Annotated in this window: 25 protein-coding genes, 2 tRNA genes and 1 riboswitch; of the genes, 11 read left to right on the forward strand and 16 right to left on the reverse strand. The window is 62.2% G+C overall.

The genetic code is table 11. From position 1 onward, the window contains the following. Positions 1-61: 61 nt before the first annotated feature. Together FM113_RS12590 and FM113_RS12595 are read left to right on the forward strand one after the other, a co-directional pair. A complete protein-coding gene (locus FM113_RS12590) occupies positions 62-1,810 on the forward strand; it encodes an ABC transporter permease subunit (protein ID WP_217896011.1) in 1,749 nt (582 codons plus the stop codon). A 20-nt stretch (positions 1,811-1,830) separates the two neighbouring features. Then, positions 1,831-3,195 carry a nitrate/sulfonate/bicarbonate ABC transporter ATP-binding protein gene (locus FM113_RS12595; protein WP_087015165.1) on the forward strand — a complete coding sequence of 455 codons (1,365 nt, stop codon included), beginning with the start codon at positions 1,831-1,833 and terminating at the stop codon, positions 3,193-3,195. 30 nt (positions 3,196-3,225) lie between these two features. Here FM113_RS12595 and FM113_RS12600 read toward each other — a convergent pair whose 3' ends face one another. The 14 genes from FM113_RS12600 to dnaA all read right to left on the reverse strand — a co-directional run bounded on the left by FM113_RS12600 (position 3,226) and on the right by dnaA (position 17,401). After that, positions 3,226-4,116, reverse strand: coding sequence for a CorA family divalent cation transporter (locus FM113_RS12600; RefSeq protein WP_176387216.1), 891 nt, complete (start codon positions 4,114-4,116; stop codon positions 3,226-3,228). Continuing rightward, positions 4,113-5,066, reverse strand: a complete 954-nt coding sequence (locus FM113_RS12605) for a CorA family divalent cation transporter (RefSeq protein WP_087015167.1) — start codon at positions 5,064-5,066, stop codon at positions 4,113-4,115. The genes FM113_RS12600 and FM113_RS12605 overlap by 4 nt, the downstream gene beginning before the upstream one ends. Positions 5,067-5,134: 68 nt before the next feature. Beyond that, positions 5,135-5,374 (reverse strand): hypothetical protein, encoded by a 240-nt coding sequence (locus FM113_RS12610; RefSeq protein WP_087015168.1) that lies wholly within the window; start codon positions 5,372-5,374, stop codon positions 5,135-5,137. A gap of 75 nt (positions 5,375-5,449) precedes the next feature. Further along, positions 5,450-6,400, reverse strand: a complete 951-nt coding sequence (locus tag FM113_RS12615; protein ID WP_176387217.1) for a CorA family divalent cation transporter — start codon at positions 6,398-6,400, stop codon at positions 5,450-5,452. Between the two features lie 38 nt (positions 6,401-6,438). After that, on the reverse strand, positions 6,439-6,768 hold the full coding sequence (locus tag FM113_RS12620; protein ID WP_087015170.1) for a hypothetical protein: 330 nt from the start codon (positions 6,766-6,768) through the stop codon (positions 6,439-6,441). A gap of 48 nt (positions 6,769-6,816) precedes the next feature. Next, a riboswitch (M-box (ykoK) riboswitch) is annotated at positions 6,817-6,982 on the reverse strand. A 122-nt stretch (positions 6,983-7,104) separates the two neighbouring features. Next, a tRNA-Ala gene (locus FM113_RS12625) sits at positions 7,105-7,177 on the reverse strand. Between the two features lie 202 nt (positions 7,178-7,379). After that, positions 7,380-7,456, reverse strand: a tRNA-Ile gene (locus FM113_RS12630). A gap of 179 nt (positions 7,457-7,635) precedes the next feature. Then, positions 7,636-8,043 (reverse strand): DUF3566 domain-containing protein, encoded by a 408-nt coding sequence (locus FM113_RS12635; RefSeq protein WP_087015171.1) that lies wholly within the window; start codon positions 8,041-8,043, stop codon positions 7,636-7,638. Continuing rightward, a complete protein-coding gene (gene gyrA / locus FM113_RS12640) occupies positions 8,036-10,555 on the reverse strand; it encodes a DNA gyrase subunit A (protein ID WP_087015204.1) in 2,520 nt (839 codons plus the stop codon). The genes FM113_RS12635 and gyrA overlap by 8 nt, the downstream gene beginning before the upstream one ends. Before the next feature lie 49 nt (positions 10,556-10,604). Then, positions 10,605-12,599, reverse strand: a complete 1,995-nt coding sequence (gene gyrB / locus FM113_RS12645; protein ID WP_087015172.1) for a DNA topoisomerase (ATP-hydrolyzing) subunit B — start codon at positions 12,597-12,599, stop codon at positions 10,605-10,607. A gap of 171 nt (positions 12,600-12,770) precedes the next feature. Beyond that, a complete protein-coding gene (locus FM113_RS12650) occupies positions 12,771-13,262 on the reverse strand; it encodes a DciA family protein (protein ID WP_087015173.1) in 492 nt (163 codons plus the stop codon). After that, positions 13,259-14,467, reverse strand: coding sequence for a DNA replication/repair protein RecF (recF, locus tag FM113_RS12655; protein WP_087015174.1), 1,209 nt, complete (start codon positions 14,465-14,467; stop codon positions 13,259-13,261). Before recF ends, FM113_RS12650 begins: the two co-directional genes overlap by 4 nt. A 9-nt stretch (positions 14,468-14,476) precedes the next feature. Further along, positions 14,477-15,619, reverse strand: a complete 1,143-nt coding sequence (gene dnaN, locus FM113_RS12660; RefSeq protein ID WP_087015175.1) for a DNA polymerase III subunit beta — start codon at positions 15,617-15,619, stop codon at positions 14,477-14,479. 384 nt (positions 15,620-16,003) lie between these two features. Beyond that, a complete protein-coding gene (dnaA, locus tag FM113_RS12665; protein ID WP_254908999.1) occupies positions 16,004-17,401 on the reverse strand; it encodes a chromosomal replication initiator protein DnaA in 1,398 nt (465 codons plus the stop codon). Positions 17,402-17,804: 403 nt separating this feature from the next. Here dnaA and rpmH point away from each other — a divergent pair, with 403 nt between their 5' ends. The 9 genes from rpmH (at position 17,805) to FM113_RS12710 (ending at position 23,225) form a co-directional block, all read left to right on the forward strand. Further along, positions 17,805-17,942, forward strand: a complete 138-nt coding sequence (gene rpmH, locus FM113_RS12670) for a 50S ribosomal protein L34 (protein WP_010155609.1) — start codon at positions 17,805-17,807, stop codon at positions 17,940-17,942. A 21-nt stretch (positions 17,943-17,963) separates the two neighbouring features. Continuing rightward, complete coding sequence (gene rnpA, locus FM113_RS12675) at positions 17,964-18,326, forward strand: ribonuclease P protein component (RefSeq protein ID WP_087015177.1); 363 nt, start codon at positions 17,964-17,966, stop codon at positions 18,324-18,326. Then, positions 18,323-18,631, forward strand: a complete 309-nt coding sequence (yidD, locus tag FM113_RS12680; RefSeq protein ID WP_087015178.1) for a membrane protein insertion efficiency factor YidD — start codon at positions 18,323-18,325, stop codon at positions 18,629-18,631. Before rnpA ends, yidD begins: the two co-directional genes overlap by 4 nt. A gap of 4 nt (positions 18,632-18,635) precedes the next feature. Further along, positions 18,636-19,583: a membrane protein insertase YidC gene (gene yidC / locus FM113_RS12685; RefSeq protein ID WP_087015179.1), complete on the forward strand. Its 948-nt coding sequence runs from the start codon at positions 18,636-18,638 to the stop codon at positions 19,581-19,583. Positions 19,584-19,591: 8 nt separating this feature from the next. After that, positions 19,592-20,092, forward strand: a complete 501-nt coding sequence (locus tag FM113_RS12690) for a R3H domain-containing nucleic acid-binding protein (protein WP_087015206.1) — start codon at positions 19,592-19,594, stop codon at positions 20,090-20,092. A gap of 46 nt (positions 20,093-20,138) precedes the next feature. After that, the gene (rsmG, locus tag FM113_RS12695; protein ID WP_087015205.1) at positions 20,139-20,792 is read left to right on the forward strand and encodes a 16S rRNA (guanine(527)-N(7))-methyltransferase RsmG; all 654 of its coding nucleotides are present in this window, start codon (positions 20,139-20,141) and stop codon (positions 20,790-20,792) included. After that, entirely contained in the window at positions 20,785-21,690 is a 906-nt protein-coding gene (locus FM113_RS12700; RefSeq protein WP_087015180.1) for a ParA family protein, read from the forward strand. Before rsmG ends, FM113_RS12700 begins: the two co-directional genes overlap by 8 nt. Next, on the forward strand, positions 21,690-22,691 hold the full coding sequence (locus FM113_RS12705; protein ID WP_087015181.1) for a ParB/RepB/Spo0J family partition protein: 1,002 nt from the start codon (positions 21,690-21,692) through the stop codon (positions 22,689-22,691). Before FM113_RS12700 ends, FM113_RS12705 begins: the two co-directional genes overlap by 1 nt. A 63-nt stretch (positions 22,692-22,754) precedes the next feature. After that, positions 22,755-23,225 carry an SRPBCC family protein gene (locus FM113_RS12710; protein WP_087015182.1) on the forward strand — a complete coding sequence of 157 codons (471 nt, stop codon included), beginning with the start codon at positions 22,755-22,757 and terminating at the stop codon, positions 23,223-23,225. A 59-nt stretch (positions 23,226-23,284) separates the two neighbouring features. Here the strand turns inward: FM113_RS12710 and trxA are convergent, their stop codons facing one another. Both trxA and trxB read right to left on the reverse strand, forming a co-directional pair. Then, on the reverse strand, positions 23,285-23,608 hold the full coding sequence (gene trxA, locus FM113_RS12715; RefSeq protein WP_087015183.1) for a thioredoxin: 324 nt from the start codon (positions 23,606-23,608) through the stop codon (positions 23,285-23,287). Between the two features lie 38 nt (positions 23,609-23,646). Further along, positions 23,647-24,600 carry a thioredoxin-disulfide reductase gene (gene trxB / locus FM113_RS12720; RefSeq protein WP_087015184.1) on the reverse strand — a complete coding sequence of 318 codons (954 nt, stop codon included), beginning with the start codon at positions 24,598-24,600 and terminating at the stop codon, positions 23,647-23,649. Between the last annotated feature and the right edge of the window lie 50 nt (positions 24,601-24,650).

Below are 24,650 nucleotides of genomic sequence, written 5' to 3' on the forward strand. Positions count from 1 at the left end.
AGCACACCCCTCTGGCCGGGCGTCCGCAGCGCATCCCCGAGCGGAGAAGAGGAACCCCGACGTGACTCCCCCGCTCTCCGGTCCCCTCAGCGGGGTCGACGGGGTGCTGCGCGTCCGCAAACGTCGCATCGCAGACATCGTGGTGATCCTCGCCGTGGCCGTATCGTTCTGGCTCCTCATCGAGCTCGGTCAGGGGTTCACGGACCCCTTCGACCCGGAGGTGGCACCCGAGAGCGTATCGACGGATCCCGCGCAGCTCCCGGCCTACGCTGGGCGCTCGCTCCTGCGCATGTTCCTCGCGCTCGGCGCTTCCACTGTGTGCGCTCTGGTGGTGGCGACCGCGGCTGCGCGGCTCCCCCGGGCCGGCCGTGTGATTCTCCCCGCTCTGGACGTGCTGCAGTCCGTGCCCGTTCTCGGGTTTCTCTCGGTGACAATTGGGCTGTGGCTCGTACTGTTCCCCGGGACCGCACTCGGGCTCGAGCTCGCGGCGATCTTCGCGATCTTCACGAGCCAGGTGTGGAACATGACCTTTGCCTACTACCAGTCGCTCATCACCCAACCGCGGGATCTGGCCGAGGCTGCCCACACGCTCCGGCTCACCCGGTGGCAACGGTTTTGGGTCCTCGACGCCCCTCACGGTGCCTTCCCGCTCGTGTGGAACGGCATGATGAGCTTTGGCGGGGGCTGGTTCTTTCTCATTGCTTCCGAAGTGATCACTGTCAACCACCGCACGTTGGCGCTGCCCGGCATCGGTTCCTACGCTGCTGCTGCTGCAGAACGGGCAGAACCCGGGCGTCTCCTCCTCGCCGCCAGCGTGATGGTGATGGTGATCCTCGGCGTCAATGTCCTCTTCTGGCGCCCCCTCACCGCCTGGGCGGAACGCTTCCGCACCGGCGACACCAACACCGCCGCCCCGCAACGCAGCCTGGTCCTGGACCTGCTGCGCCGCTCCGCGGTGCCCCAGCTCCTCCGGCGCAGCTGGGAACCGCTGGGTGACCTACTCGACCGAGTCACCCGAGGATTCGGACTGTCGGACCGGCCCCACCGAACCAGCCCTCGCCGCCGCCGAGCCGCGGACATCGCCTTCGGGCTCGTGGTGACCGGCCTCCTCGGTTGGGGTCTTATCGCCATGCTCAGATTCATCACGGCGGAGTCCGGGCTGGAGCAGTTCGCGGTGGCCGCCGGTCTGGGAGTATTGACCTTCGCCCGCGTTATTGTTCTCCTCATTCTCGGCACGCTCGTGTGGGTGCCCGTCGGCGTGTGGATCGGCTTGAACCCGCGCGTAACGCGCATTGCGCAGCCCCTCGTGCAAGTACTCGCAAGCTTTCCGGCAAACTTCCTGTTCCCCTTCGCGGCGCTCCTATTGCTCTCGACAGGGATCAGCCTGGACATCGGTGGAATCCTGCTGATGTCGCTCGGTGCGCAGTGGTACATCCTGTTCAACGTCATCGCGGGTGCCGCTGCGATCCCCATCGATCTCCGGGACGCAGCCCAGACAATGCGATTGTCGCGCTGGATGACGTGGCGCCAGCTGCTGCTCCCTGCGGTGTTCGGTTCCTGGGTTACCGGTGCCCTCACCGCCGCGGGAGGCGCGTGGAACGCCTCCATCGTCGCCGAGATCGTGAGTTATGGCGGCACCACGTTGACCGCCCACGGTCTCGGAGCGTACATCGCGGATGCGACACGCCACGGTGAACTCGGGAACGTTCTTGTCGGCGTTCTGGTGATGAGCGTGTGTGTTGTCGTGCTGAACCGGGTGCTGTGGCGGCGCCTCTACGCGCTGGCCGAGTCACGCTACGCTCTCAACTAGTTCACCTGCGGAGACCAGATATGAATCTCACCTCACCAGAATCCGACCCGATCGAGCTGATTCGCGCAGACCGGGTATCGCTGTCATTCCCTGCAGCCGACGGGGGTGTGTTTGAGGTGCTCTCCGATGTGAGCCTCACCTTGCGCCCTGGTGAGATCGTCGCACTGCTGGGTCGATCAGGCTCCGGCAAGTCCACGCTCCTCCGGCTCCTGGCGGGGCTCCTTGACCCTTCGGCCGGGTCCGTGTCCTATCGGGGAACCCCGCTTGCTGGCGCAAACCCGGGTACCGCGATGGTGTTCCAGTCCTTCGCGCTCATGCCGTGGCTCACGGTGCTCGACAACGTGGAACTGGGCCTTCGGGGTGCCGGGATCCCGCGCAAGCTGCGCCGGGAACGGGCGCTGGCGGCGATCGACGCGATCGGCCTTGACGGATTCGAGTCCGCCTACCCTCGCGAGCTCTCTGGTGGCATGCGGCAGCGTGTCGGATTCGCGCGCGCCTTTGTGCAACAGCCGGACGTGCTGCTCATGGACGAGCCGTTCTCCGCGCTCGACGTACTCACGGCCGAGAACCTCCGCGCAGAGCTGATTTCGATGTGGGAGGCCCCAGGCTTCCCGACACGGTCAATTTGCATCGTGACACACAATATCGACGAGGCGGTGCTGCTCGCCGATCGCGTGCTCGTATTGGGTGGTGCCCCGGCACGCATCACCGCTGAAGTACCGATCCTGGTCCCCCGCCCGCGCGATCGCCGCAGCCCCACGTTTGAGGCCGCAGTTGACCATCTCTACGCCCTTCTTACTGGGCAGGACAAAACCACCACCCGCTCGGGAGGCACCCCCGGCCCGCTCACCCATCCGCTCCCCGCGGCGACTGTCGGCGGGCTAGCGGGGCTCGTCCAGATTGTTGTCTCGCATGACGGGCAAACCGATCTTCCCGATCTCGCGGACGAACTCGCCTTCGACGTCGACGATCTGTTGCCGCTCGTGGATGCCGCGCAGATGCTGGGGCTCCTCGAGGTTGAAGGTGCGCAGGCCTTCCTCACCGAAATCGGCTGGGCCTGGCAGTCCGCGGATATTCAGGCAAGCAAGCGGCTCTTCGCCGAGCTTGCCGTGGCGCGCGCCCCACTCGTGGGCACGATCGTGCGGGCGCTGGAGCACAGCAACGAGGGCGCGCTGCGTGATGATTTCTTCCGCGATGTGCTTCGCCGGGCGTACGGTGCCGACGACGCGCAGAAACAGCTCGATCTCGCCATCGATTGGGGGCGGTACGGCGAGCTGTTCGACTACGACGCCGACTCCGGAGAGATCGTGCTCACCGAACTTGCCGCGGGCTTCACGGAACTCCTCCGAGGGGACGACACTGCTCCGGGCGGGGAGCCGCTGTAGCCGTTCCCGCCCGGAACTGCCATCGCGTCGCTAACGCAGCTGGCCTGCGCGCTTCACTGTGTAGATCGGAATCACAGCGAGGCAGAACACCCCGATGATCTGGACCCATGCGGAGTACGGCCAGCTCAACTCGGGCATCACCTCGAAGTTCTGCCCGTACCAGTTGATGAGGGTCGACCCCGGGATGAGGATCGCCCACAACACGGTGAAGATCTTGACAACGTTCAGGTCACTCGTCGAGATCTGCTGCGCGGTGCCGCGAGCGTGGAAGCGATGCCGTTCCACGAGGAACTCCACGCGCCCCGCAAGGGCATCCCCCTGCTGAATCAGCGCGTCAAGTTCTTCCCGCGGGAGCACGCTCTCACCCTCCGCGGCCTGCCGCCGGAGAAGCCGGCCCAGCTGCGTGAGGCGGCCCACGGAATACGACACCTGGGAGAGCACCGCGTCGATGTCAGTGAGTACGGAGTTGACGCTCGGGAGGTCGCTGACGCTGATGCCCCGGGTGTCTCCGGCGTCCTCCGCGAGCACCGCAACGGAGCTGCGGACCCGACGAATGTCAGACTCGATGCGCCCGAGACTCTCGGCGTTCGCTTGGAAGCCGGCCCGCACGATCGCCAGACCCACGCCTCCCGTGCCGCGATCCTGCGCATCATCCCAGTGCAGCTGCGCCTCCACGTCCTGCAGGAGTGGCACCCCGTTCCCGGGTTCGATCGTGATGATCTCGTCGCGCCCCAGGAGGACAGTGGCCTCGCTGACCGTCGCTCCGGCGGGATCGGGAGTGACGAACCGGACAGGGAAGCGGATTCCCGCTTCCGATCCGTCACTGACGGTGGTGCCCAGTAGTTCTGCTCGCTCGAGCTCCTCGGGGCCCGTCACCATCACTCGGGTCCAGCTGCGGTGTGTCAGGGTACGCAAGCTCATCGCAGCCATCCCTTCCGCTTGATGTAGGCGAGCGGAACGAGCGCAAAGATCGCGGTCGTCCCCATGACAAACCATTCCCCCCACGGCAGCGCGAGCTCGGGCATGTTGGCGAAGTTCTGCCCGTAGTACGCGGCGATCAGGGTGGGCGGCGTGAACACCGCGGTGACCACTGTGAACACCTTGATGATCTGGTTCTGCTTGAGATCGAGCGTGGTCATCAGCGACTGCTGTACATTCCGCACCTTTGCGTGCTGGAACCGCGCGTGACGCCGCCCACCCTGGATATCCGAGAGGAGGGTTGAGTAGTCCTGTTCAGCGTGGCCACTGGATCGACGCACGCGCCGAGCCGCCCGCTCCAGCATGAGCTGACCCTGCACCGTGCGGGCGATCAGTTCCTCCGCACCACCAAGCGACACCGCCGTCTGCGCAATATCCGCGACGCCAACCTGGCGCCCCTCCATCTTGAATCCCCCGCTGCTATCGACGGCATCGTCCGCCAGGCGGTTCAGCACGAGGGAGATGCGGTCCACTGTCTGCTGCATCGCGTCGTTCAGGCCCTCAATGATGATCAAGAGGGCTTCACGGCTCGTCGCGGACTCCGGAAGCCGTGCCACACGCTCCTGCGCCGTCGCGAACGCCTCTACCGGGTGATCCGGCTCAACAGTGATGAGCAGATCGTCATTCAGTGCGATCAGGATCGGCGCGCCGGTGAAAACGGTCTCGGATGCCGATGCCGGCGCGTCAGGCAGCGGGAGATCCACGGGCAGCACCGCGAAGTTCTGCTCATAGATCGGATGTCGCACTTCGCGGTTCAGCGACAGGCCGTATTGGCGGTGAATGTTGGCGAGCATCGCCCGGTCGGAGGCGCGCACTCGGAGCCAGCCGCTGCGGGGCAGATCTGCCGCAGTCAGCTCCTCAGTGTGTACAGTCTGGGATGTCTTCTCAGTCATGTCGAACGTCTTTTCTTCTGGGGTCGGGGGCTCGTGTGTGGCCCCCGACCAGACATGTGGGGCTCGGGTTACCCGAGGGTGAGGCCGTAGAGGTGCAGGCCCGCGAAGCAGGCAATAATGCCGGCGTACAGCACCACCACTGCCCAAATGATCTCTTTCTCGATCTTGGAGGTCTGCGCGCGGACAGGCTCGTTCTTCGCGAGCGAGCGCTCGGTGCCGGGCGCATCAGTGCCCAGGTTGTTGAGCTCAAGGCGTGAGCTCCACACATTGGGTGAGGTGCTTGAGGTCTGCAGGTTCTTGGTCGACATGTTCGTGTCCTTCGGGTTGCGGTTCGTCATTCAGGTCGCGCCGCGCGGGCGGCAAGGAGCGGGTGCGCGCGGGCCTTAGCGCAGCCATCCGCGACGGCGCACGTAGATCAGCGGCAGCATCGCGAACACGAAGCTCAGCACGATGATCATCGGCTCGGCGTAGGTCCAGCTCAGGATCGGCATGAGCTCGAAGTTCATGCTGTAGTAGGTCGAGAGCAGCATCACCGGGAGGAACACGGCGGTGACCACAGAGAAGACCTTGATGATTTGGTTCTGCTTCACGTTGAGCGCCAGGTTGTTGGTCTGCTGCAACAACCGGACCCGGTCGTGGACGAAGTCGATATGCGGCTCAATCGCTTCAATGTCCTCGATCAGCCGAGCCAAGTCGGCGCGGTTGTCCCAGTCGCGCCCGCGCGTCAGCGTCCGCAGGTGACGTGCCGCCTCGGCAAGAACGAGCTGACTCTCCATGCAGTGGGACAGGAGCTCTTCCATGTCCGTCAGTTCTTGCTGGGTGGTGGTGACGTCGCTCACCCCGAACTCCCGCGCCTTTTTTGTCTCCAAGCTCCGCAAGATGGCGCTCGTCTGCGTCATCATGCGCTCGCTGCTCATACTGAGGTTCGTGACAAGTTCGTCGGTGGTGTCCGCGATGCTTTCCAGAATGCTTGCGGCGATTTCGATGGGGCTGTCGCCCTCGCGGCCGTCTCGGTCCATACGGGCGAGTGCCAGATCGATGGGGGCACACCCGGTCAACGGCTCGAGCGTGATCACAACGTCACGGCCGACGGCAATCACGATGCTCGTCTCACGGTAGGCGTTTGCGTCACGGTCAACAAAGGTGACGGCGAGGGTGACGAAGGCGCCACCGTCCCGAAACGGGGTGGCCGCCGCCTCGCGCAGGTCAGCACCCGTGTCCTCTCGGAGGCGCTCAAGCAGCTGGGGGTCGCCGCCGAGGACGCGCTGCCAGCGACCTCCGAGCATGGATTCGACGTGGCCGGAACGGGCGACGTGCGGTGGGGTCATAGTCATTGTGTCTCTTTCCGGTGGGAGTAAACGCGCACGCGCGCTCATTCACCGTCCTTGTAGAAGGTGCTGTGTGTACCCGAGGTCGACGAGGTGCGAGTTTCAAGGCCGTAGTTCGCCACGTGCAACCCCAGCGTCACGCCGAAGGTAATGCAGGCGCTCAAGAGCACCATTCGCGTCGTGAACTTCTCGTAGCGGGTCGCGCGGCGTCTGGTCCGCTGCGGTGCCGCGGCCGCAAACACTTGGCTGTGCCACGCGCGCTGGGGCGGGTGTGACTTCGGGCCGCTCGGGCCGTGTGAGGCGCCGTCGCGGATCTGCACGGGTGGCGTAAAGACTTGCCAGAACAGAATGGGTTCATGGATCGCTGCAGGCATGGCTGAGCTTCCTCTCACGCCTCACTGAGACGATTCGGGGATCGTGGACATGCGCTTCCATGTCAGAGCTTCGGCATTGCGTGACGTAGCCAAATGGCAGCCACTTGGGGCACCCCCTTAAGCCGAGGGAACCTGTCCTGATCTTGAACATCTCTCGATGCCGTCAGATCAGTGGCCTGTGTTCACGTAAGAGCCTCACCGAACGAAGCGCAAGCTCAACAGTACCAATATTCAATCATTTGCGCAAATGACGCATGAATAGCGATTCTGTCTCGTCAGCTCCACAGCCCTAAAAATCAAAAAAGCCCGGTCAGATTTCTCTGACCGGGCTTGCGGTGGATCCTGGGAGAATCGAACTCCCGACATCCTGCTTGCAAAGCAGGCACTCTACCAACTGAGTTAAGGACCCGTCTGGAACTTCACTTGCGTGAACTTCGCTGGGAACTCGGTATTTCTCCGAAGCAATTCGCACCCTGCGGTGCGTTTCCTTCCCGACTGAATAACTATATCCAGGCACCCACACGCACGCAAATCCGGCGTGTCGCGGGTCTCGGAGTAGACCGGGAAAAGCACTGAAGGGCAGTCGATTTCTCGACTGCCCTTCAGGTTTTTGGTGGGGCTACCAGGACTTGAACCTGGGACCTCTTCATTATCAGTGAAGCGCTCTAACCACCTGAGCTATAGCCCCTTGACCAAGAAATGACTCTACCGGAAGACCGCGCGAAATCGAAATCGAAATCGCAGCTCGGGCGCGTTCCCCTTAGATCAGGGCGCATTTTGAGGTTTTGCTTCGCCTTTTGCGTCCGACACGCCCGGAAACACGAGTGCCCGATCCAATCAGGATCGGGCACTCGCGGAGCTCCGAAGCTAGTTGCTCGTGAAACCGAGCTGGAAGCCGCCGAGCACGCGAACCAGCAGGTTGTACACGAGTGAACCGATTGCGCCCAGGGCAGTGCCCACGATGACGTTCAGGATGCCCACGACAACTGAGAGACCCATCACCTGCGGGAAGCCGATGATCTTCATCAGGCTGTTCTCTTCGCCCACGATGTCCATGAAGAGCTCGTCGACCTTACCGAACACACCGGTCTGCAGCAGGACGGTGTAGATCAGGATCGTGGCGACGACACCGACGATCGCGAGACAGATCGATACGAGGAACGAGAACTTCACAGAGGACCAGAAGTCGACGTACACGAGCTTCAGGCGGACCTGCTTTGCAGGTGCCTTCTTTCGGGTTTTCTTGGCGAGCTTGTCTGCGACGGTATTACTCATTCAGGTTATCCTCGTTCTCCGCGGTCTCGGCGCCCGGTGCTTCGGACTCATCGTCGTCGAGCCCGCGTTCCGAATTTCGCGCGATGCCAATGATACGGTCCGCCTCTGGGAATCGTGCAAATACGACTCCCATAGTGTTCCGCCCCTTTGCCGGCACCTCTGCAACGTTCGATCGGACAACCTTACCGCTTGCAAGCACGACAAGCACCTCATCGGTCTCATCCACAATGAGTGCTCCGACAAGATCCCCGCGGTTCTCATCGAGCTTCGCGACCTTAATTCCGAAGCCGCCGCGCTGCTGCACACGATATTCATTCGCGGCCGTGCGCTTGGCGTAGCCACCCTCGGTGACCACAAACACGAAGCCACCCTCGTCGCTGACCCGCGAGGCCGACAGCAGTGCATCACCGTCACGGAAGTTCATTCCCCGGACCCCACTTGTGGAACGCCCCATTGGACGAAGCGCCTGATCAGAAGCAGTAAATCGAACTGACATCCCGTGCCGCGAAACGAGCAATACGTCGTCATCGGCTTCTGCGATCAGCGCAGAAACAAGCTCGTCACCCTCCCGCAGCTTGATCGCGATGATGCCGCCGGTTCGGTTGGTGTCGTACTCCCCCAGCGCGGTTTTCTTGACAAGACCATCACGCGTCGCGAGCAGCAGGTACCCGCTCTCGAAGTCGCGCACGTCCAGAATTTGGGTGACTGATTCGTCAGGGGCGAGCGCAAGAAGATTCGCAAGGTGCTGTCCCTTGGCGTCTCGACCGCCCTCGGGAATCTCGTAGGTCTTGGCACGATACACACGGCCGGTGTTCGTGAAGAAAAGCAGCCAGTGATGTGTTGTGGTGACAAAGAAGTGCTCGACGATGTCGTCGGCACGCAACTGTGCCCCCTTCACACCCTTGCCGCCGCGGTGCTGCGACCGGTAATTGTCGATTCGGGTGCGCTTCACATAGCCACCACGTGTGACGGTGACCACCATCTCCTCTTCGGGGATGAGGTCTTCCATCGACATGTCCCCGTCGTAACCGTGGAGAATCGTGGTGCGGCGCTCGTCACCGAATTTGTCCAGGAGTTCACGCAGTTCGGAGGCCACGATCCCCCGCTGCTGCTCCGGGGAGGCGAGAATGGCCTGATACTCAGCGATCTGCGCTTCGAGCTTCGCGGCGAGGTCGAGGATCTTCTGGCGCTCCATCGCCGCAAGACGACGCAGCTGCAACCCGAGGATTGCATCGGCCTGAATCTGGTCAACGTCGAGCAACGACATCAAACCGGAACGGGCCTCGTCAACCGTCGGAGAGCGTCGGATCAGGGCGATGACTTCATCAAGCGCGTCGAGCGCCTTCAAATAGCCACGCTGAATGTGTGCCTCGGCTTCAGCCTTCTTGAGGCGATACTCCGTGCGGCGGACGATCACTTCAACCTGGTGTTTCGCCCACGCGGTAATAAAGCCGTCAAGCGGCAGCGTGCGGGGCACACCGTCCACGATCGCCAGCATGTTGGCGCCGAAGTTTTCCTGCAGTTGCGTGTGCTTATAGAGGTTATTGAGCACAACCTTGGCAATAGCATCGCGCTTGAGCACGATCACGAGCCGCTGTCCGGTGCGGCCACTGGTCTCGTCGCGGATATCCGCAATCCCCTGGACCTTCTGATCCTTCACGAGGTCAGCGATCTTGACGGCCAGGTTGTCGGGGTTCACCTGATACGGCAGTTCGGTGACGACGAGGCACGTACGACCCTGAATTTCTTCGATACTCACCACGGCGCGCATGGTGATCGAGCCGCGTCCGGTCTGGTACGCATCCCGGATCCCCTTGGTTCCCAAGATCTGGGCACCGGTGGGGAAATCAGGCCCCTTGACGCGCTCCATGAGTGCCTCAAGAAGCTCCTCGCGGGTCGCCTCCGGGTGCTCGAGATGCCACATCGCGGCTTCGGACACCTCCCGGAGGTTGTGCGGGGGGATATTCGTGGCCATGCCGACCGCGATACCCACCGAACCGTTCACAAGCAGGTTCGGGAAGCGACTCGTGAGGACCGTGGGCTCCTGGGTGCGCCCATCGTAGTTGTCCTGGAAATCAACGGTGTCCTCGTCAATGTCCCGAACCATCTCCATCGCGAGCGGCGACATCTTGGTCTCGGTGTATCGGTGGGCCGCGGCGCCATCGTTCCCCGGGGAGCCGAAGTTGCCCTGCCCCAGCGCGAGCGGGTAGCGCAACGACCACGGCTGCACCAGACGCACCAGCGAGTCGTACACTGCAGTATCGCCGTGCGGGTGGAACTGCCCCATGACATCACCGATCACACGGGTGCACTTCGAGAATGCTTTATCCGGGCGATAGCCACCGTCGTACATTGTGTAGATCACGCGACGGTGCACAGGCTTCAAGCCGTCCCGCACGTCCGGAAGCGCGCGGCCCACGATCACACTCATGGCGTAGTCGAGGTACGAGCGTCGCATCTCGAGTTGGAGGTCGACCTGGTCGATCCGACCGTGGTTCGCGACTTCGGTCACGCCGTCCGGGTCGACCGTGGCGTCCGCATCGGTTTCGGGGGTCTGATTCTCAGATGTCAAGGAAGCGCACGTCCTTCGCGTTCTGCTGAATGAAGCTGCGTCGTGCCTCAACGTCCTCGCCCATCAGGGTGGCGAACGTCTCATCAGCTGCCGCAGCATCTTCCATGGTGACCTGCAGGAGGGTGCGGGTCTCGGGGTTCATCGTGGTGTCCCACAGCTCTTCGTGGTTCATCTCACCAAGGCCCTTGTAGCGCTGGACGCCACTTTCCTTGGTAAGACGACGCCCGGCCTCGGCGCCTGCGGCCAGGCGCTCATCGCGCTCGGCATCGCTGTAGACATACTCGTGCTCTGCGTTGGACCACTTAATGCGGTACAGCGGCGGCTGAGCGAGGTAGACATAGCCCAGATCAATGAGCGGGCGCATGTAGCGGAAGAGCAGGGTGAGCAGCAGTGTCGTAATGTGCTGCCCGTCCACGTCGGCATCGGCCATCAGGACGATCTTGTGGTATCGCGCCTTCTCGGGATCGAAGTCCTCGCCGATTCCCGCACCGAATGCGGTGATCATGGCCTGAACCTCAGTATTGTTCAGCGCCCGGTCAAGCCGTGCCTTTTCAACATTCAGGATCTTTCCGCGAAGTGGGAGGATCGCCTGTGTGTGCGGATCTCGACCAGTCTTCGCTGAGCCACCTGCGGAGTCGCCCTCAACGATGAAGATTTCGGAGATCGAGGGATCTTTACTTGTGCAGTCTGACAGCTTGCCTGGCATGCCTCCCGATTCCAGGAGGCCTTTCCGGCGAGCGGTTTCGCGAGCCTTGCGGGCCGCAAGACGCGCGGTCGCAGCCTGAATCGCCTTTCGGATAATGTCCTTTGCGGGCCCGGGGTTCCGCTCGAACCAATCCCCCAGCTGATCCCCCACGACCTTCTGGACAAACGCCTTGGCCTCGGTATTGCCAAGTTTCGTCTTTGTCTGCCCCTCAAACTGGGGTTCACCGAGCTTCACCGAAACGACAGCGGTGAGACCCTCGCGCACATCGTCGCCCGAAAGATTGTCGTCTTTCTCGCGGAGGATGTTCTTTTCACGTGCGTACCGGTTTACCAGTGAGGTCAGTGCCGCCCGGAACCCCTCTTCGTGGGTGCCACCCTCGTGCGTATTGATCGTATTCGCATACGTATGCACACTTTCCGTGTAGGAGGTGGTCCACTGCATCGCGACCTCGATGGCGATTTTTCGCTCAGGATCTTCGGCCTCAAACCCGATGATGTCCTCGTGTACGAGGTCGGCGCGCTTTGTCGCATTCAGGTACTCGACGTAATCCTCAATGCCCTTCTCGTACAGGAACTCATCTTGTCGTGGCGCCGGAGTAACAAGCTGTCCATCCACACCTTCTTCGGGGTCCTGTGGGCGGAGATCCATCAGCGTGATCCTGAGGCCCTTGTTCAAGAACGCCATCTGCTGGAATCGGGTCCGGAGCGTCTGGTAGTCAAATTCGACGGTCTCAAAGATGTCTGCGCTGGGCCAGAACGTGATCGTGGTGCCGGTACCGTCACTGGGTTCACCCTGAGCCAGAGGTGCGTCGGGGACACTTCCCGTGAACGCCATGTTCCACGTGAAACCCTGGCGCTGTACCTCAACCTCGAAACGTGTGGAAAGGGCGTTCACCACCGACGAACCGACGCCGTGCAAACCACCGGACACCGCGTATCCACCGCCGCCGAACTTCCCGCCGGCATGAAGCACGGTAAGTACAACCTCAACCGTAGACCGACCCTCAGTCGGGTGGGGATCCACGGGAATACCTCGGCCGTTGTCAACAACTCGAACGGCGCCATCCTCAAGGATCGTCACGTTGATCGTGTCGCAGAAGCCGGCCAACGCCTCATCCACAGAGTTGTCCACAATCTCATAGACGAGATGATGCAAACCACGAGGGCCAGTAGACCCGATGTACATTCCGGGCCGCTTACGAACAGCGTCGAGACCCTCGAGTACTTGGATGGCACCGGCGCCGTAGTCTTCCGCGGCCGTAGCCTGTTCTGAACTCATGCCTTGAATAATCCTTTTCTGGGCGTCTCAGAGCGCTTTTTCACCCCGGATACTTCCGCACACCAGTCTATCAAGTTTGCGCGTTGTGGCGGGGGATTACGGGCGCGTGGGGATAAGTTTCCAGTCGGGGTCCTCCCCCGCCGCGGCTGGGGAGGCGGCTCGCTCGGCGATCTACCCGTAGGTGTCCCGTGGACCCCGGCCGGGAACGCTCCGCGGACCGTGGCGCCAACTTGGCGCCCCGGGCGCCAGGAACCGAAGGTCACGGATCTCCGCGCCGGGATACTCCCGGAGGATTCTGGTTAACATCTCTGCTCGCAGGCGCCGCAATTCGGTTGCCCAGGTCGTTGAGTCGCACTGAATCTGGAGTACGCCGTGACTGATTCCAATCACCTGGGTGTGTTCCGCAGTGGCTTCGCCAGCAAACTCGGCCCACTCCCCCAACAAACGCGCTTGCTCGAGCTCACCACTCCACCCCATATCGCCCGCCATAGTGATGAGTACATCGCCGAGGGTCTTGGGGTCACGGCCCAAGCCAAATGCCTGGCCCCCGGGACTGTCCGTCGTCACGCGACGACGGCGCCGAGACGGCTGCCCCTTCCATACGGACTTGGCATGCAAATATGCTTCGCTCGCAAAGCCGAGTTCCGCGGAACTCTCGGTCACGTGCCACTTCCCTCAGATTGGCGGCTGAATATCTGGTCCGCTGCCTCGTCCAGGATCCTTCCGGAATCAATCCGAACCCGGTGCCAGGATACTTCGTCAGGAACGTCTCCCTCAACAGCAGCGGTGACAATGACCTGCTCAAATCCCTGCACTGCTGCCATCAGTCTTCCGCGACGCTGCACATCAAGCTCCGCAAACACGTCGTCCAAGATAATCACCGGATCCCCTGCGGCAGACTCCGCGCGCAGGAGGGAGGCGAGTGCGAGCTTGAGGGAGAGCGCGAAAGACCAGGACTCCCCGTGACTCGCATAGCCCTTGACGGGAAGCTTGTTCAATTGCAGGCCGAGATCATCTCGGTGTGGCCCAATGAGAGTCACGCCTCGCTCCTGCTCCCTCCGGCGGGACCGAGTGATCGCCTCACGGAACTGCTCGGCGAGTGTTTCACGTGAAACCTCGGCGCCAAGGGAGCGGGGAGGCGATGTTTCACGTGGAACGTTCGACATCAATAGCGTTTCTTCCATTGACTCGACGAGAGTGAGGAGTGGGCCGTGGTCAGAAGAGACGAGAGCTTCGTAACTCTCGGCAAGTGGCGCTTGAAGATCGCGAACGAGTTCTCGTCGAGCAAGCATGATCTGGGTCCCGAAATTGACCAACTGGTCATCCCAGACCGCGAGGAGAGACTCGGGGGCGCCGCCACGCCCTCGATGCGCTTTGAGGAGCGCGGTCCGCTGCCGAACAACGCGATCGTAGTCAGCGAGGGCGCCCGCGGCCACTGGGTGCCGTGCAACCAGAGCGTCGTCGAGGAACCGGCGCCGAACGGTAGGCTCTCCACGAACGATCGTGAGATCTTCGGGGACAAACGCAACGGAAGAGAACCAACGCGTCACTTCTCGTGGCCGAACCGCATTCCCGTTGACCTGAGCACGGTTGGCACGATCGCGATGAATCTGAAGCTCGAGCACAACTTCACGAGAAGCCCCAACCACACGCATGCGTGCGATGGCAGACTCGGCGCCAGCGCGCACCAGCGCGGTATCCCCGGATACACGGTGGGATCGCAGTGATGAGAAATAGGCAATGGCCTCGACCAGGTTTGTCTTCCCTTGGCCGTTGCGGCCGATCAGGAGGTTCGGCCCCGGCGCCAGTGCGAGCTCAGCGGTACGGTAGTTCCGGAAGTCGCCGAGCGAAAGATGCGCGACTCGCACCGCAGTCCCCTATCGCAGCAGCAGATTTGGCTGCAGCAGGTACTTGAAGCTTTCCTCGTCGACCTCGTCCTTGCTGCGCTGGCTCGTAATGAGCACCGGGCCAGGCTTGCCGGGGTTGTCCGTCCGAGTGAAGGCGATCCGAGCGAACTCAGAGTGGGTTGACCGCAAGCCATCAAGCAGGAACTGGGGCTTGAGCGACACGACCATGTCATCCCCCACGAGATGCGCATCAACGGTCTCCACGGCCTGTGCGGACTCGGTGCCTGCAGCTTCAAGTGTCACGGTCCCCTCAGCGAAGGAGAACCGCAGAGCGGCCTCACGCTCGAGGACCAGGCCAACGCGACCGACGGCCTCGACGAGCTCCGCAGTGTTCACCACGGCGTAGTTGTCAACGCTCTCGGGGAAGAGCCGGCCTACGGGCGGATAGTTGCCCTTAATCAGCAGGGAGGTCACCGTCTTAGAGGCGCCAGTAAACGCAACGAGCTCCCGCTCGCCGTCCTTGATAATTGAAACCTGCACCTGCCCATCACCTGAGAAGGTCTTCCCGACTTCCGTCACGATCTTTGACGGCACGAGAGCGGTCAGCGCGCTCTGGGCGCCGACGTGTTCCCAGTCGATGCCCCGGGTGGCAACCCGGTAGCGATCTGTTGCAGTCAGCGTGAGGGAATTCTCATTGATCTCAAACTGCACGCCGGTGATTACGGGCGTGACGTCGTCTTTTGACGCCGCAAGGGAGACCTGGGCGATCGCGTCCGCAAACACATCCGCGGGGACGGCGCCGGATACTTCGTCGACACGGGGAACCTGCGGATACTCCTCAACGGGCATAGCCGGGAGGCTAAAAGAAGCTGAGCCACAACGGACCTCGACGCGACTCTCAATGAGAGAAACCTCGACGTCGGCGTGGGGCAGCCGCTGAGCGATCTCGCTCAGGAGGCGCCCGGAAACAAGAGCACGACCGGCCTGGCTCACCTGAGCGAGGACATGCGTTCGAGCGGACACCTCATAGTCAAATGAGGAGACTGTGAGCTGTTCCCCATCAGCTTCGATGAGGGCGCCACTGAGCAGTGGCTGAGTGGGACGCTGCGGAAGCAGCTTCACCGCAAACGATACCGCCTCGCTGAATACGTCACGGTTGACGGTGAATCGCATGTGGCTTCTCCTCCCGCCCCGCAAGCGTGGCTGTTTCGTTGGCTTCACAATCTTTGCACACTCAGCGGTGTGGGGCATCAGTGAGCCCCAGAACCGGACTTTTCCCCAGTTCGGAGTGCGTGATCGAGTGCCCCATAAAGATAAGAGAATTTGTTAACAGTGTTAACGGCTGTGGATACTGTGGATAACTCGGTACTTCCCTGCTGTTCATTGAGAACTACAGCCATGTGAGTTGTTGGTGAGTTCTGGATAGTGTGGGTCTGGCGTAATCACGCGAAATTTCTGTGGCGCCGCTTCTGCACAGGCGCCAGGAATTCCTCCACAGAAACGCCCGGGTTCTCCCCAGCTATCCACACCCACCCCACAATCTGTGGATAACTCGAGCTAGCGGGTTCCCTGCTTGATGCGCGTGGTGAGCTCGGTGACCTGGTTGTAAATCGAGCGACGCTCCGCGATGAGCTGGGAGATCTTCTTGTGTGCGTACATCACAGTCGTGTGATCGCGACCTCCGAAAAGCTGCCCGATCTTGGGGAGTGAAAGCGGAGTGAGTTCACGACAGAGGTACATCGCGATCTGTCGGGCCGTTGCGATTTGCTGGGCGCGTGTTGGGCCGTACAGGTCGTCGACTGAAAGGTCGAAGTACTCTGCGGTGCGACTGATGATGTCCGAGGGGAGTACCTCGTTGTCGGCGTCAAGCGTGATGAGGTCTTTCAGGACCGTGTGCACGAGTGGCATGTCAATTCGCTGCTGATTGAGGCTCGCATACGCCGTCACGCGAATCAGCGTCCCCTCAAGCTCACGGATGTTCGAAGAGAACTTGCTCGCGATGAACTCGAGAATGCTGTGGTCGATCTCGAGGTTCTCGCGCTGTGCCTTTTTCCGGAGAATTGCAATTCGGGTCTCAAGGTCGGGGACCTGAATATCGGTGAGGAGTCCCCACTCGAACCGGGAGAGCATCCGCTCCTCGAATCCACGGAGCTGCTTGGGCTGCACATCACTCGTAATCACGACCTGCTTGTTGTGGTCATGCAGGGTGTTGAACGTGTGGAAAAACGCCTCCTGGGTTTCCACCTTGTCTTCAAGGAACTGAATATCGTCCACGAGCAAGATGTCAACGCTCCGGTAGCGGGCGTGGAACGCGGCGCCTTGATTATTCGCAATGGAATTAATGAAGTCGTTCGTGAAGTCCTCAGAGCTAACGTAACGAACACGCACATCTGGGAATAGTTCCCGCGCATAGTGACCAATGGCGTGCAACAGGTGGGTCTTCCCAAGTCCTGAATCACCGTAAATGAAGAGGGGGTTGTACGCACGCGCTGGCGCCTCGGCCACAGCAACAGCCGCGGCATGAGCGAAGCGGTTGGACTGCCCGATCACGAAGCTGTCGAAGCGGTACTTCTCGTTCAGTCGGCTATCCCCCGCGTCATCGCCGCCGTGACGGCCGCGAGGCTCAATGAGCGGACGGGTGGGCTCGGGGCGCGGCGGGACACCGTCATCAAAACTCGATGTGCCACTCGCGGTACTGACCGTCGCTGGGGCCTGCGGCTCCGGCTCGATATCGGGGTGGGCGTCTTCATCGACGATCACCACAAAGTTCTGGATTTCCTGAGCCTCCGGGATCGCGGCGATCGCCTGCATGATCGCGGGGCGGAGCCGGTTCTCCAGAAGCTTGAGGGTGAACTCGAGCTGCACCGCGAGATACAGCGTCCCCGCGGCGATTCCGCGCGGCAACGCGAGCGCCAACTGGGCGCCAACGGCGGGTCCTACTGCGGGATCCTGCATTACCGATTGGGTAACGCGGTCCCAGACCTCTTGTACTTCGTCCTCTGTCACGCAGGTACCCGGCTCGATCGTGGTGGGCTGTGGGGAATGTTATACCCAATCTTATCCACAAGGCGAACCGCGCGAATATGCGGTAAAACCTGCTGGGTAGGTCGGTGTGGGTACGTCTGAGGACACGTTAGTCACAGATTTGTCCACAGGCAAGTCTCCTGGTCACCCGGGCCAAGTTGGAGACGCGCACGAGCGGCGCCTGTGAGTGGGGGCCCACCGCCCTTTTGACGGGAAGCGAGATAGGGCGTAGAGTAAATACCTTGTATGGGTGAACTGTCGCCCGTCCCAGATCCGACTTCCTCGACGACACTGAGCTTCGGGGATCAGTTCCATAAGTCACGGAGTCTTCAACATGAGCAAGCGTACTTTCCAGCCCAACAACCGCCGTCGCGCCAAGGTGCACGGCTTCCGTGCCCGCATGCGCACCCGCGCCGGCCGCGCAATTGTTGCTGCGCGCCGCGGCAAGGGCCGCAGCAAGCTCACCGCATAATTCGTTCGTCCCAGGAGTACCATGCCTGCCCAGCGGCACCGCGTTACTCGGGGCGATGATTATCGACGGGTCGTTCGATCCGGCTACCGCGTGGGTGGTGCATTTTGCATCACCCACGCGGTTTTGCGTGAAGCGGGGGAACCTGCCCGCTTTGGCTTCATCGTGTCGAAGGCCGTCGGCAATGCAGTGCAGCGAAATCTCGTGAGGCGCCGTCTCAAAACGATTGCGGAGCGACGAATCGCTGCTGGAATGAGTGGCCTCGACATCGTCTTTCGAGCCCTTCCGGCAATCCTGGACCCAGAGTTCGCGGATCTCGAGCGTGAAGTCAATCGCGCGCTCACCCGCGTCGAGGCGCGTCTGGCCCCCGATCAAGGCCCATCATGATTCGCCTGTTGTCGGAGCTTTGGTTCGCACCGCGAAATCTCGCGATTGCCATCATGCTCGGATATCGTCGGCTCATCTCCCCCTTGTACGGGCAAGTGTGCAGGTATTATCCATCGTGTTCCCGGTACTCTATGGAGGCCTACCAACACTTTGGGCTGACCGCAGGACTGGCACTGACAGTCTGGCGCCTGTTGCGCTGCAATCCTTTTACCTCGGGTGGAATCGATGACGTTCCCACTCGGAAACACGAGAACTTTGTGATTAACTCGCGCGGCTTTGTCCGCCCCATCGAGCGAAAGGCCTAACGCGGTGGATTTCTTCGAGACAATACTCTGGCCACTGCGATGGCTCGTTGAGCTCGTTCTTGCGGTGTGGCACCAGGCGCTCACCTGGCTGGGCATGGAGGCCGCTTCCGGGCTCACCTGGGTGCTTTCCATCGTTGGACTCGTGATCGTGGTGCGGTCCGCGCTCATTCCGGTGACGGTGCGGCAGATCAAGTCGCAGCGCCGCATGATGGACCTGGCACCGGAAATGAAGAAGGTCCAGGACAAATACAAGAACAAGAAGGACCAGTACTCTCGCGAGGCCATGAGCCGCGAGACGATGGCGCTGTACAAGAAGCACGGGACCAACCCGTTTGCGTCGTGTCTGCCCATGCTGATCCAGATGCCCGTCTTCTTCTCGTTGTTCTACGTGCTCCGCCACGCCTCGGAGAATAAGACCGGCATTGGCTTCATGACAAAGGATCTGACCCAGAGCTTCAATGAGGCCTCTGTGTTTGGCGCTCCGCTGAAAATGAACTTCACCCAGGGCTGGGAGACCGGAAACTGGGTGGTCGTGATCCTGCTCGGGATCATTGTCGTCTTCATGATTGCATCGCAGTTCTTCACGCAGCTGCAGATCATGTCGAAGAATGTCTCCGACGAGACCAAGAACTCCCCGATGTACCGCCAGCAGCGCATCCTGCTCTACATCATCCCCTTCGCGTTCCTGTTCTCCGGCGTCACCTTCCCGCTCGCCCTGAACGTCTACTGGATGACCTCGAACGTGTGGACCATGGGCCAGCAGTTCATCGTGATTCGCAACATGCCCACGCCCGGAAGTGAGGCGTGGCGGGCTCGCCAGGCTCGTCTCAAGGCCAAGGGGAAGCTGACCGACGAAGAGGTCCGTGTACTCGACGCACAGACGCCGACCAAGGCTGAGGGCCAGCGGCAGCAGCCGGTCAGCTCGAAGCGCGCGAAGAAGAAGGGCAAGTGATCTCACCCGTGAGCACCGAACACGACACCCCCGTTGCTGAGGGTGACCTCAGCCTCGCAGAACTCGAATCCGACGGCGATCTCGCGGCTGACTATGTCGAGGGCCTCCTCGACATCGCGGATCTCGACGGCGACATCGATATTGATGTGGCAAACGGCCGCGCCTATGTCTCGGTAACCGGCGGCGGCGACGAGCTCGATCGCCTCGCTGCTCCCGACACAGTCCAGGCCCTGCAGGATCTGACGCGCCTCGCTGTGCAGGCCAAGACCGGCCGATTCTCACGACTCATTATTGATGTCGGTGGATCACGCGATGCCCGGGCGATCGAACTCAAGGGAATGGTCGACGCCGCGGTTGCACAGATCGCCGCAGGCCGCACCGAGGTGGAACTCGAGCCGATGTCCTCATACGAGCGCAAGTTGGTGCACGACGAGGTTGCGGAACGGGGCTACCTTTCGGAGTCGCGTGGCGAGGGCCGTGATCGGCGCCTCGTGATCAGTCGGGCGTGAGGCCTTGAATGAACCGGTTTCACGTGAAACTCCCGGGGTGCACACGATGACTACTTCCGATCACCCCACGGTGGAACTCGAGCCGAGCGCCGCGATCGACATCGCGGGCGACCGTATTGAGCCGCTCCGCGCATTCGCGGCTGATCTGGCAGAGCGCGGTGAGGAGCTCGGGCTCATTGGGCCGCTTGAACTTCCGCGACTCTGGACCCGGCACCTGCTGAACAGTGCCGTACTCGCCCCCCTCGTTCGTGAGGGTGGGCGGGTCGCCGATATCGGGACAGGGGGCGGTATGCCCGGTCTCGTCCTCGCAATCATCCGCCCGGACGCGCGCTTCTTGTTGATTGAACCGATGGAGCGTCGGTGCAACTGGCTGACCGAGCAGATCCAGCGACTGGGACTCGACAACGCTGAGGTGCGCCGTGGCCGCGCCGAAGAATTTCACGACGCCTTCGAGGTGGACCAGGTCACCGCTCGCGCGGTCACCGCGCTGCGCAAGCTTGTCCCCATCACGGCACCGTTGCTCCGAGACGGGGGCGAGATGCTGTTCCTGAAGGGCCTTTCGGTGGAGACCGAGATTGAGGCTGCGGCGAAGGTGCTCCGGAAGCACCGCGCCAGCGATATCCGGGTCGAAGAACTCGGTGCGGGCCAGCTTGCAGAGACGACGCGGGTGTTTCGGGCTACGATCAGAAGCCATGACTGATTCAGAGAAGTCGTTAGTCGGCGATCACCTCGTCGACAAGATTCGGCGACGCCGCAAACTCGCCGAAACGGTATCCCCGCTCCCCTCGGAGACGCGGATCATCACGGTGTCGAATCAAAAGGGCGGCGTGGGGAAGACCACGACGACAGTCAACCTCGCCGCGGCACTTGCCCGTCGCGGGGCTCGCGTGTTGGTGATCGACCTTGACCCACAGGGGAACGCCTCAACTGCGCTCGGTGTGCTACACCGCCCCGAAGTCACAAGTGTGTATGACGTGCTCCTGGGCGACAGTGGCCTAGCGGACGCGCTGCAGCCCACGACGGACCATGAGAACCTGTGGTGCGTTCCCTCGACGATTAATCTCGCGGGCGCGGAGATCGAGCTCGTTTCGTTGGTGGCGCGTGAACAACGGCTACGCACTGCACTGCAGAGCTTCCTCGACGAGGCCGAAGAGATGTACCACTATGTGTTCATCGATTGCCCGCCGTCACTCGGGCTGCTTACCGTCAACGCATTCGTCGCGGCGAATGAGGTGTTGATCCCGATCCAGTGCGAGTATTACGCGCTGGAAGGCCTCAGCCAGCTCCTCGGAAATATCCAGCTGATCCAGAAGCATCTGAATCCCGGACTGGACATCTCGACGATTCTGCTGACGATGTACGATGCGCGGACGAACCTGGCTCAGGAAGTCGCCAGAGAAGTGCGCACACACTTCCCAGAAAAGGTGTTGAGTGCTGTAATTCCCCGGTCCGTGCGAATTTCCGAAGCACCCAGCTACGGCCAAACCGTCCACGCATATGACGGCGCCTCCATTGGGGCGTTGGCGTATCTCGAAGCCGCGGCAGAAGTCGCCGAGCGCGGCGCAGATGTTGGATCTTCGACAGAGAGGCGCGATTGATGGCAACGAAGAAGCGAAGCGGCCTGGGCCGCGGTATTGGGGCACTCATTCCCGAAGCCCCCACCACCGGGGAACGCCCCGTAGATGTATTCTTCCCGGCGGCCACCCCGGCGGACGCCCCGGCGGGCGTCTCTGCGGACGCTGACACCGCCGCGGATGCCACTACCGAGCCGGCACTGCAGGAGGTGCCCGGAGCGCGACTGACCAGGCTCGCGCTCGGGGACATCATGCCCAACCGCGTGCAACCGCGTACCGAGTTTGACGAGGAAGCTCTCGCCGAGCTCACCCACAGCGTCCGCGAGTTCGGTGTGTTCCAGCCGATTGTCGTCCGTGAGATTGAACCCGCGCCGAAATCAGGTCCGCGCTACGAGATCATCATGGGTGAGCGCCGTTTCCGCGCGTCAACCCAGGCCGGCCTCGACACGATTCCCGCGATCATTCGCAGCACCGCCGACGAGCACATGTTGCGCGACGCGCTGCTTGAGAACCTGCACCGCGCCCAGCTGAATCCGTTGGAAGAGGCCTCAGCCTACCAACAGCTCCTCGCCGACTTTGGGATCACCCAGGAACAGCTGGCTGAGCGCATTGGCCGCTCGCGCCCGCAGATCTCGAACACGATCCGGCTCCTGCGACTGCCGGAACCCGTGCAAGCGCGGGTCGCGGCGGGCGTGCTCACTGCCGGCCATGCGCGAGCGATCCTCTCCCACGACGGCGATGGCGACTCGATGCAGCGCCTGGCCGACAAGATCGTGAACGAGGGACTCTCCGTGCGGGCGGCTGAGGCCGCCGCCGCTGAGGGGGCGGCCCGGAAGAGCCCGAAGGCGCGTGCCGGCGGCGTGCAGGCCCAGCTCGGCGAGATCGCCGATCGGCTCGGCGATCGCTTTGATACTCGGGTGGCGGTGAAGCTGGGCGCGAAGAAGGGACAGATTGTCATCGACTTCGCGACGATTGCGGATCTGAAGCGCATCCTTTCAGAGCTCGGCGACCCGGGATTTAGCTGAGCTACCTCACAGCGGTAGGCCCGAGACGTGGCGGTGCGCCATCGGCTGTGATTGACTGGCGCCATGAGCGACGCCCCTCGAATCATCAGCGCGGAACGTCTCGTGGCCGCGCGCCCGACAACCCTGTTCGCCCTCATCGCTGATCCGTCCCAGCAGCCTCGCTGGGACGGCAACGAGAATCTTGCGCGGGCCGCCCCCGGGCAGCGAGTACACGCGGTTGGCGACGTGTTTGTGATGACAAACGTCGGCGACCGGGTGCGAGAAAATCGCATCGTTGAGTTCGTGGAGGGTGAGCGCATCGCCTGGCTCCCCTCACCCGTCGGTGAAGCGGCGCCGGGACACCTGTGGCGGTGGGAACTTGAAACAACGGCCGGTGGCACCCTGGTGCGGCACACATATGACTGGAGTGGGCTCACCGACACCACCCGTTTTGCTCGGGCTCAGGCGAACACTGTCGAGGGGTTGGCAGCCTCGATCGACAGGCTCGCCGCTCTCGCGGAGCAGCTTGAGACAGGGCAGTCCGCGGCAGGCTAGAACGTGCGAAGGGCCGGCGGATCCACTGGATCCGCCGGCCCTTCACACGCGTGTGTTGCTTAGATAATCCCGGCGAGGTGCTCCTCGATCATCGGCTTTGGCATAGCGCCGATGATCTCACGGACCTCTTCGCCGCCCTTGAACACCTTCATCGCGGGGATCGAGGTGATTCGGTACTGCGCAGCGAGGTTCGGGTTCTCGTCGACGTTGAGCTTGACGATTCGAATCTTGCCGTCCTGCTCAGCGGCAATCTGATCGAGGATCGGCGCCACCGCGCGGCAGGGGCCGCACCAGGCTGCCCAGAAGTCCACGAGGACGGGGATATCGCTCTGCAGTACGACCTTCTCGAAGGTCTGCTCGTCGACGTTAATGGGTTCGGTCATGATGACTCCTTCAGGCGTGCGAGATATGAATGGGTGGCTTATGCCGAGGCCAGGGCCGCGGTCTGTGCCTGCTCGAGTGCGGCGAGGTAGTGCTCCGCGTCGAGGGCGGCAACGGTGCCTGATGCGGCCGCAGTGACCGCCTGGCGGTAGTTCGGGTCGGTGACGTCACCAGCAGCGAAGACGCCGGCCGCGGAGGTCCGCGAGCTACGCCCCTCGACTGCAATGGTGCCCTCGTCGGTCAGGTCAAGCTTGCCGTGCACCAGGTGGGTCCGCGGATCGTTGCCGATTGCCACGAACAGACCGGACAGTTCGAGCTCACGCTCGGTGCCATCAACGGTATCGCGGAGCGTCAGTCCGGACACCTCGGTCTCACCGTGGATCGCGGTGACCTCAGAGTTCCACACGAACTCGATCTTCTCGTTATCGAAGGCTCGCTGCTGCATGATCTTCGAGGCCTTGAGCTCGTCGCGGCGATGAATCACGTAGACCTTGTCGGCGAAGCGCGTGAGGAAGGTCGCCTCCTCCATTGCGGAGTCGCCGCCGCCGACCACGGCGATTGTCTTCTCACGGAAGAAGAAACCGTCGCAGGTAGCGCACCACGACACCCCGTGTCCGGCGAGACGATCCTCGTCAGCCAGTCCGATCTTGCGGTAGGCCGAGCCCGTTGCGTAGATCACGGTGAGTGCCTCGTGGACGGATCCGTCGCCAGCCGTGACGCGCTTGACGTCGCCCGAGAAATCAACCTCGGTGATGTCGTCGTAGCGCACTTCGGTACCGAAACGCTCGGCCTGCTCCTGCATCCGCTGCATGAGTTCCGGCCCCTGGATTCCCTCGGGGAAACCGGGGAAGTTTTCAACCTCGGTCGTGTTCATCAGCTCGCCACCGACCTCCACCGAGCTCGCGAACAGCACGGGCTTCAGGCCCGCGCGTGCAGCGTAAATGGCGGCGGTGAACCCGGCCGGGCCGGAACCGATGATGATGATCTGCTGCATGAGGCTCCTTGCACGCATCGCGGGTGATGCGGCCAGGGAGGCCGCATGGT

It is taken from the genome of Leucobacter sp. 7(1), assembly GCF_900163635.1.
GTDB lineage: Bacteria > Actinomycetota > Actinomycetes > Actinomycetales > Microbacteriaceae > Leucobacter.

Excerpts from the sequence above, each read along its gene's own strand:
- FM113_RS12600 (WP_176387216.1), bottom strand. The coding sequence starts at position 4,116 with ATGAGCTTGCGTACCCTGACACACCGCAGCTGGACCCGAGTGATGGTG.
- gyrB (WP_087015172.1), bottom strand. The coding sequence starts at position 12,599 with ATGAGTTCAGAACAGGCTACGGCCGCGGAAGACTACGGCGCCGGTGCC.
- FM113_RS12705 (WP_087015181.1), top strand. The coding sequence starts at position 21,690 with ATGGCAACGAAGAAGCGAAGCGGCCTGGGCCGCGGTATTGGGGCACTC.
- trxB (WP_087015184.1), bottom strand. The coding sequence starts at position 24,600 with ATGCAGCAGATCATCATCATCGGTTCCGGCCCGGCCGGGTTCACCGCC.
- FM113_RS12620 (WP_087015170.1), bottom strand. The coding sequence starts at position 6,768 with ATGCCTGCAGCGATCCATGAACCCATTCTGTTCTGGCAAGTCTTTACG.
- rsmG (WP_087015205.1), top strand. The coding sequence starts at position 20,139 with ATGACTACTTCCGATCACCCCACGGTGGAACTCGAGCCGAGCGCCGCG.
- FM113_RS12610 (WP_087015168.1), bottom strand. The coding sequence starts at position 5,374 with ATGTCGACCAAGAACCTGCAGACCTCAAGCACCTCACCCAATGTGTGG.
- FM113_RS12595 (WP_087015165.1), top strand. The coding sequence starts at position 1,831 with ATGAATCTCACCTCACCAGAATCCGACCCGATCGAGCTGATTCGCGCA.
- rpmH (WP_010155609.1), top strand. The coding sequence starts at position 17,805 with ATGAGCAAGCGTACTTTCCAGCCCAACAACCGCCGTCGCGCCAAGGTG.
- dnaA (WP_254908999.1), bottom strand. The coding sequence starts at position 17,401 with ATGCAGGATCCCGCAGTAGGACCCGCCGTTGGCGCCCAGTTGGCGCTC.
- rnpA (WP_087015177.1), top strand. The coding sequence starts at position 17,964 with ATGCCTGCCCAGCGGCACCGCGTTACTCGGGGCGATGATTATCGACGG.
- trxA (WP_087015183.1), bottom strand. The coding sequence starts at position 23,608 with ATGACCGAACCCATTAACGTCGACGAGCAGACCTTCGAGAAGGTCGTA.
- FM113_RS12710 (WP_087015182.1), top strand. The coding sequence starts at position 22,755 with ATGAGCGACGCCCCTCGAATCATCAGCGCGGAACGTCTCGTGGCCGCG.
- FM113_RS12700 (WP_087015180.1), top strand. The coding sequence starts at position 20,785 with ATGACTGATTCAGAGAAGTCGTTAGTCGGCGATCACCTCGTCGACAAG.
- FM113_RS12605 (WP_087015167.1), bottom strand. The coding sequence starts at position 5,066 with ATGACTGAGAAGACATCCCAGACTGTACACACTGAGGAGCTGACTGCG.
- FM113_RS12615 (WP_176387217.1), bottom strand. The coding sequence starts at position 6,400 with ATGACTATGACCCCACCGCACGTCGCCCGTTCCGGCCACGTCGAATCC.
- FM113_RS12635 (WP_087015171.1), bottom strand. The coding sequence starts at position 8,043 with ATGAGTAATACCGTCGCAGACAAGCTCGCCAAGAAAACCCGAAAGAAG.
- yidD (WP_087015178.1), top strand. The coding sequence starts at position 18,323 with ATGATTCGCCTGTTGTCGGAGCTTTGGTTCGCACCGCGAAATCTCGCG.
- dnaN (WP_087015175.1), bottom strand. The coding sequence starts at position 15,619 with ATGCGATTCACCGTCAACCGTGACGTATTCAGCGAGGCGGTATCGTTT.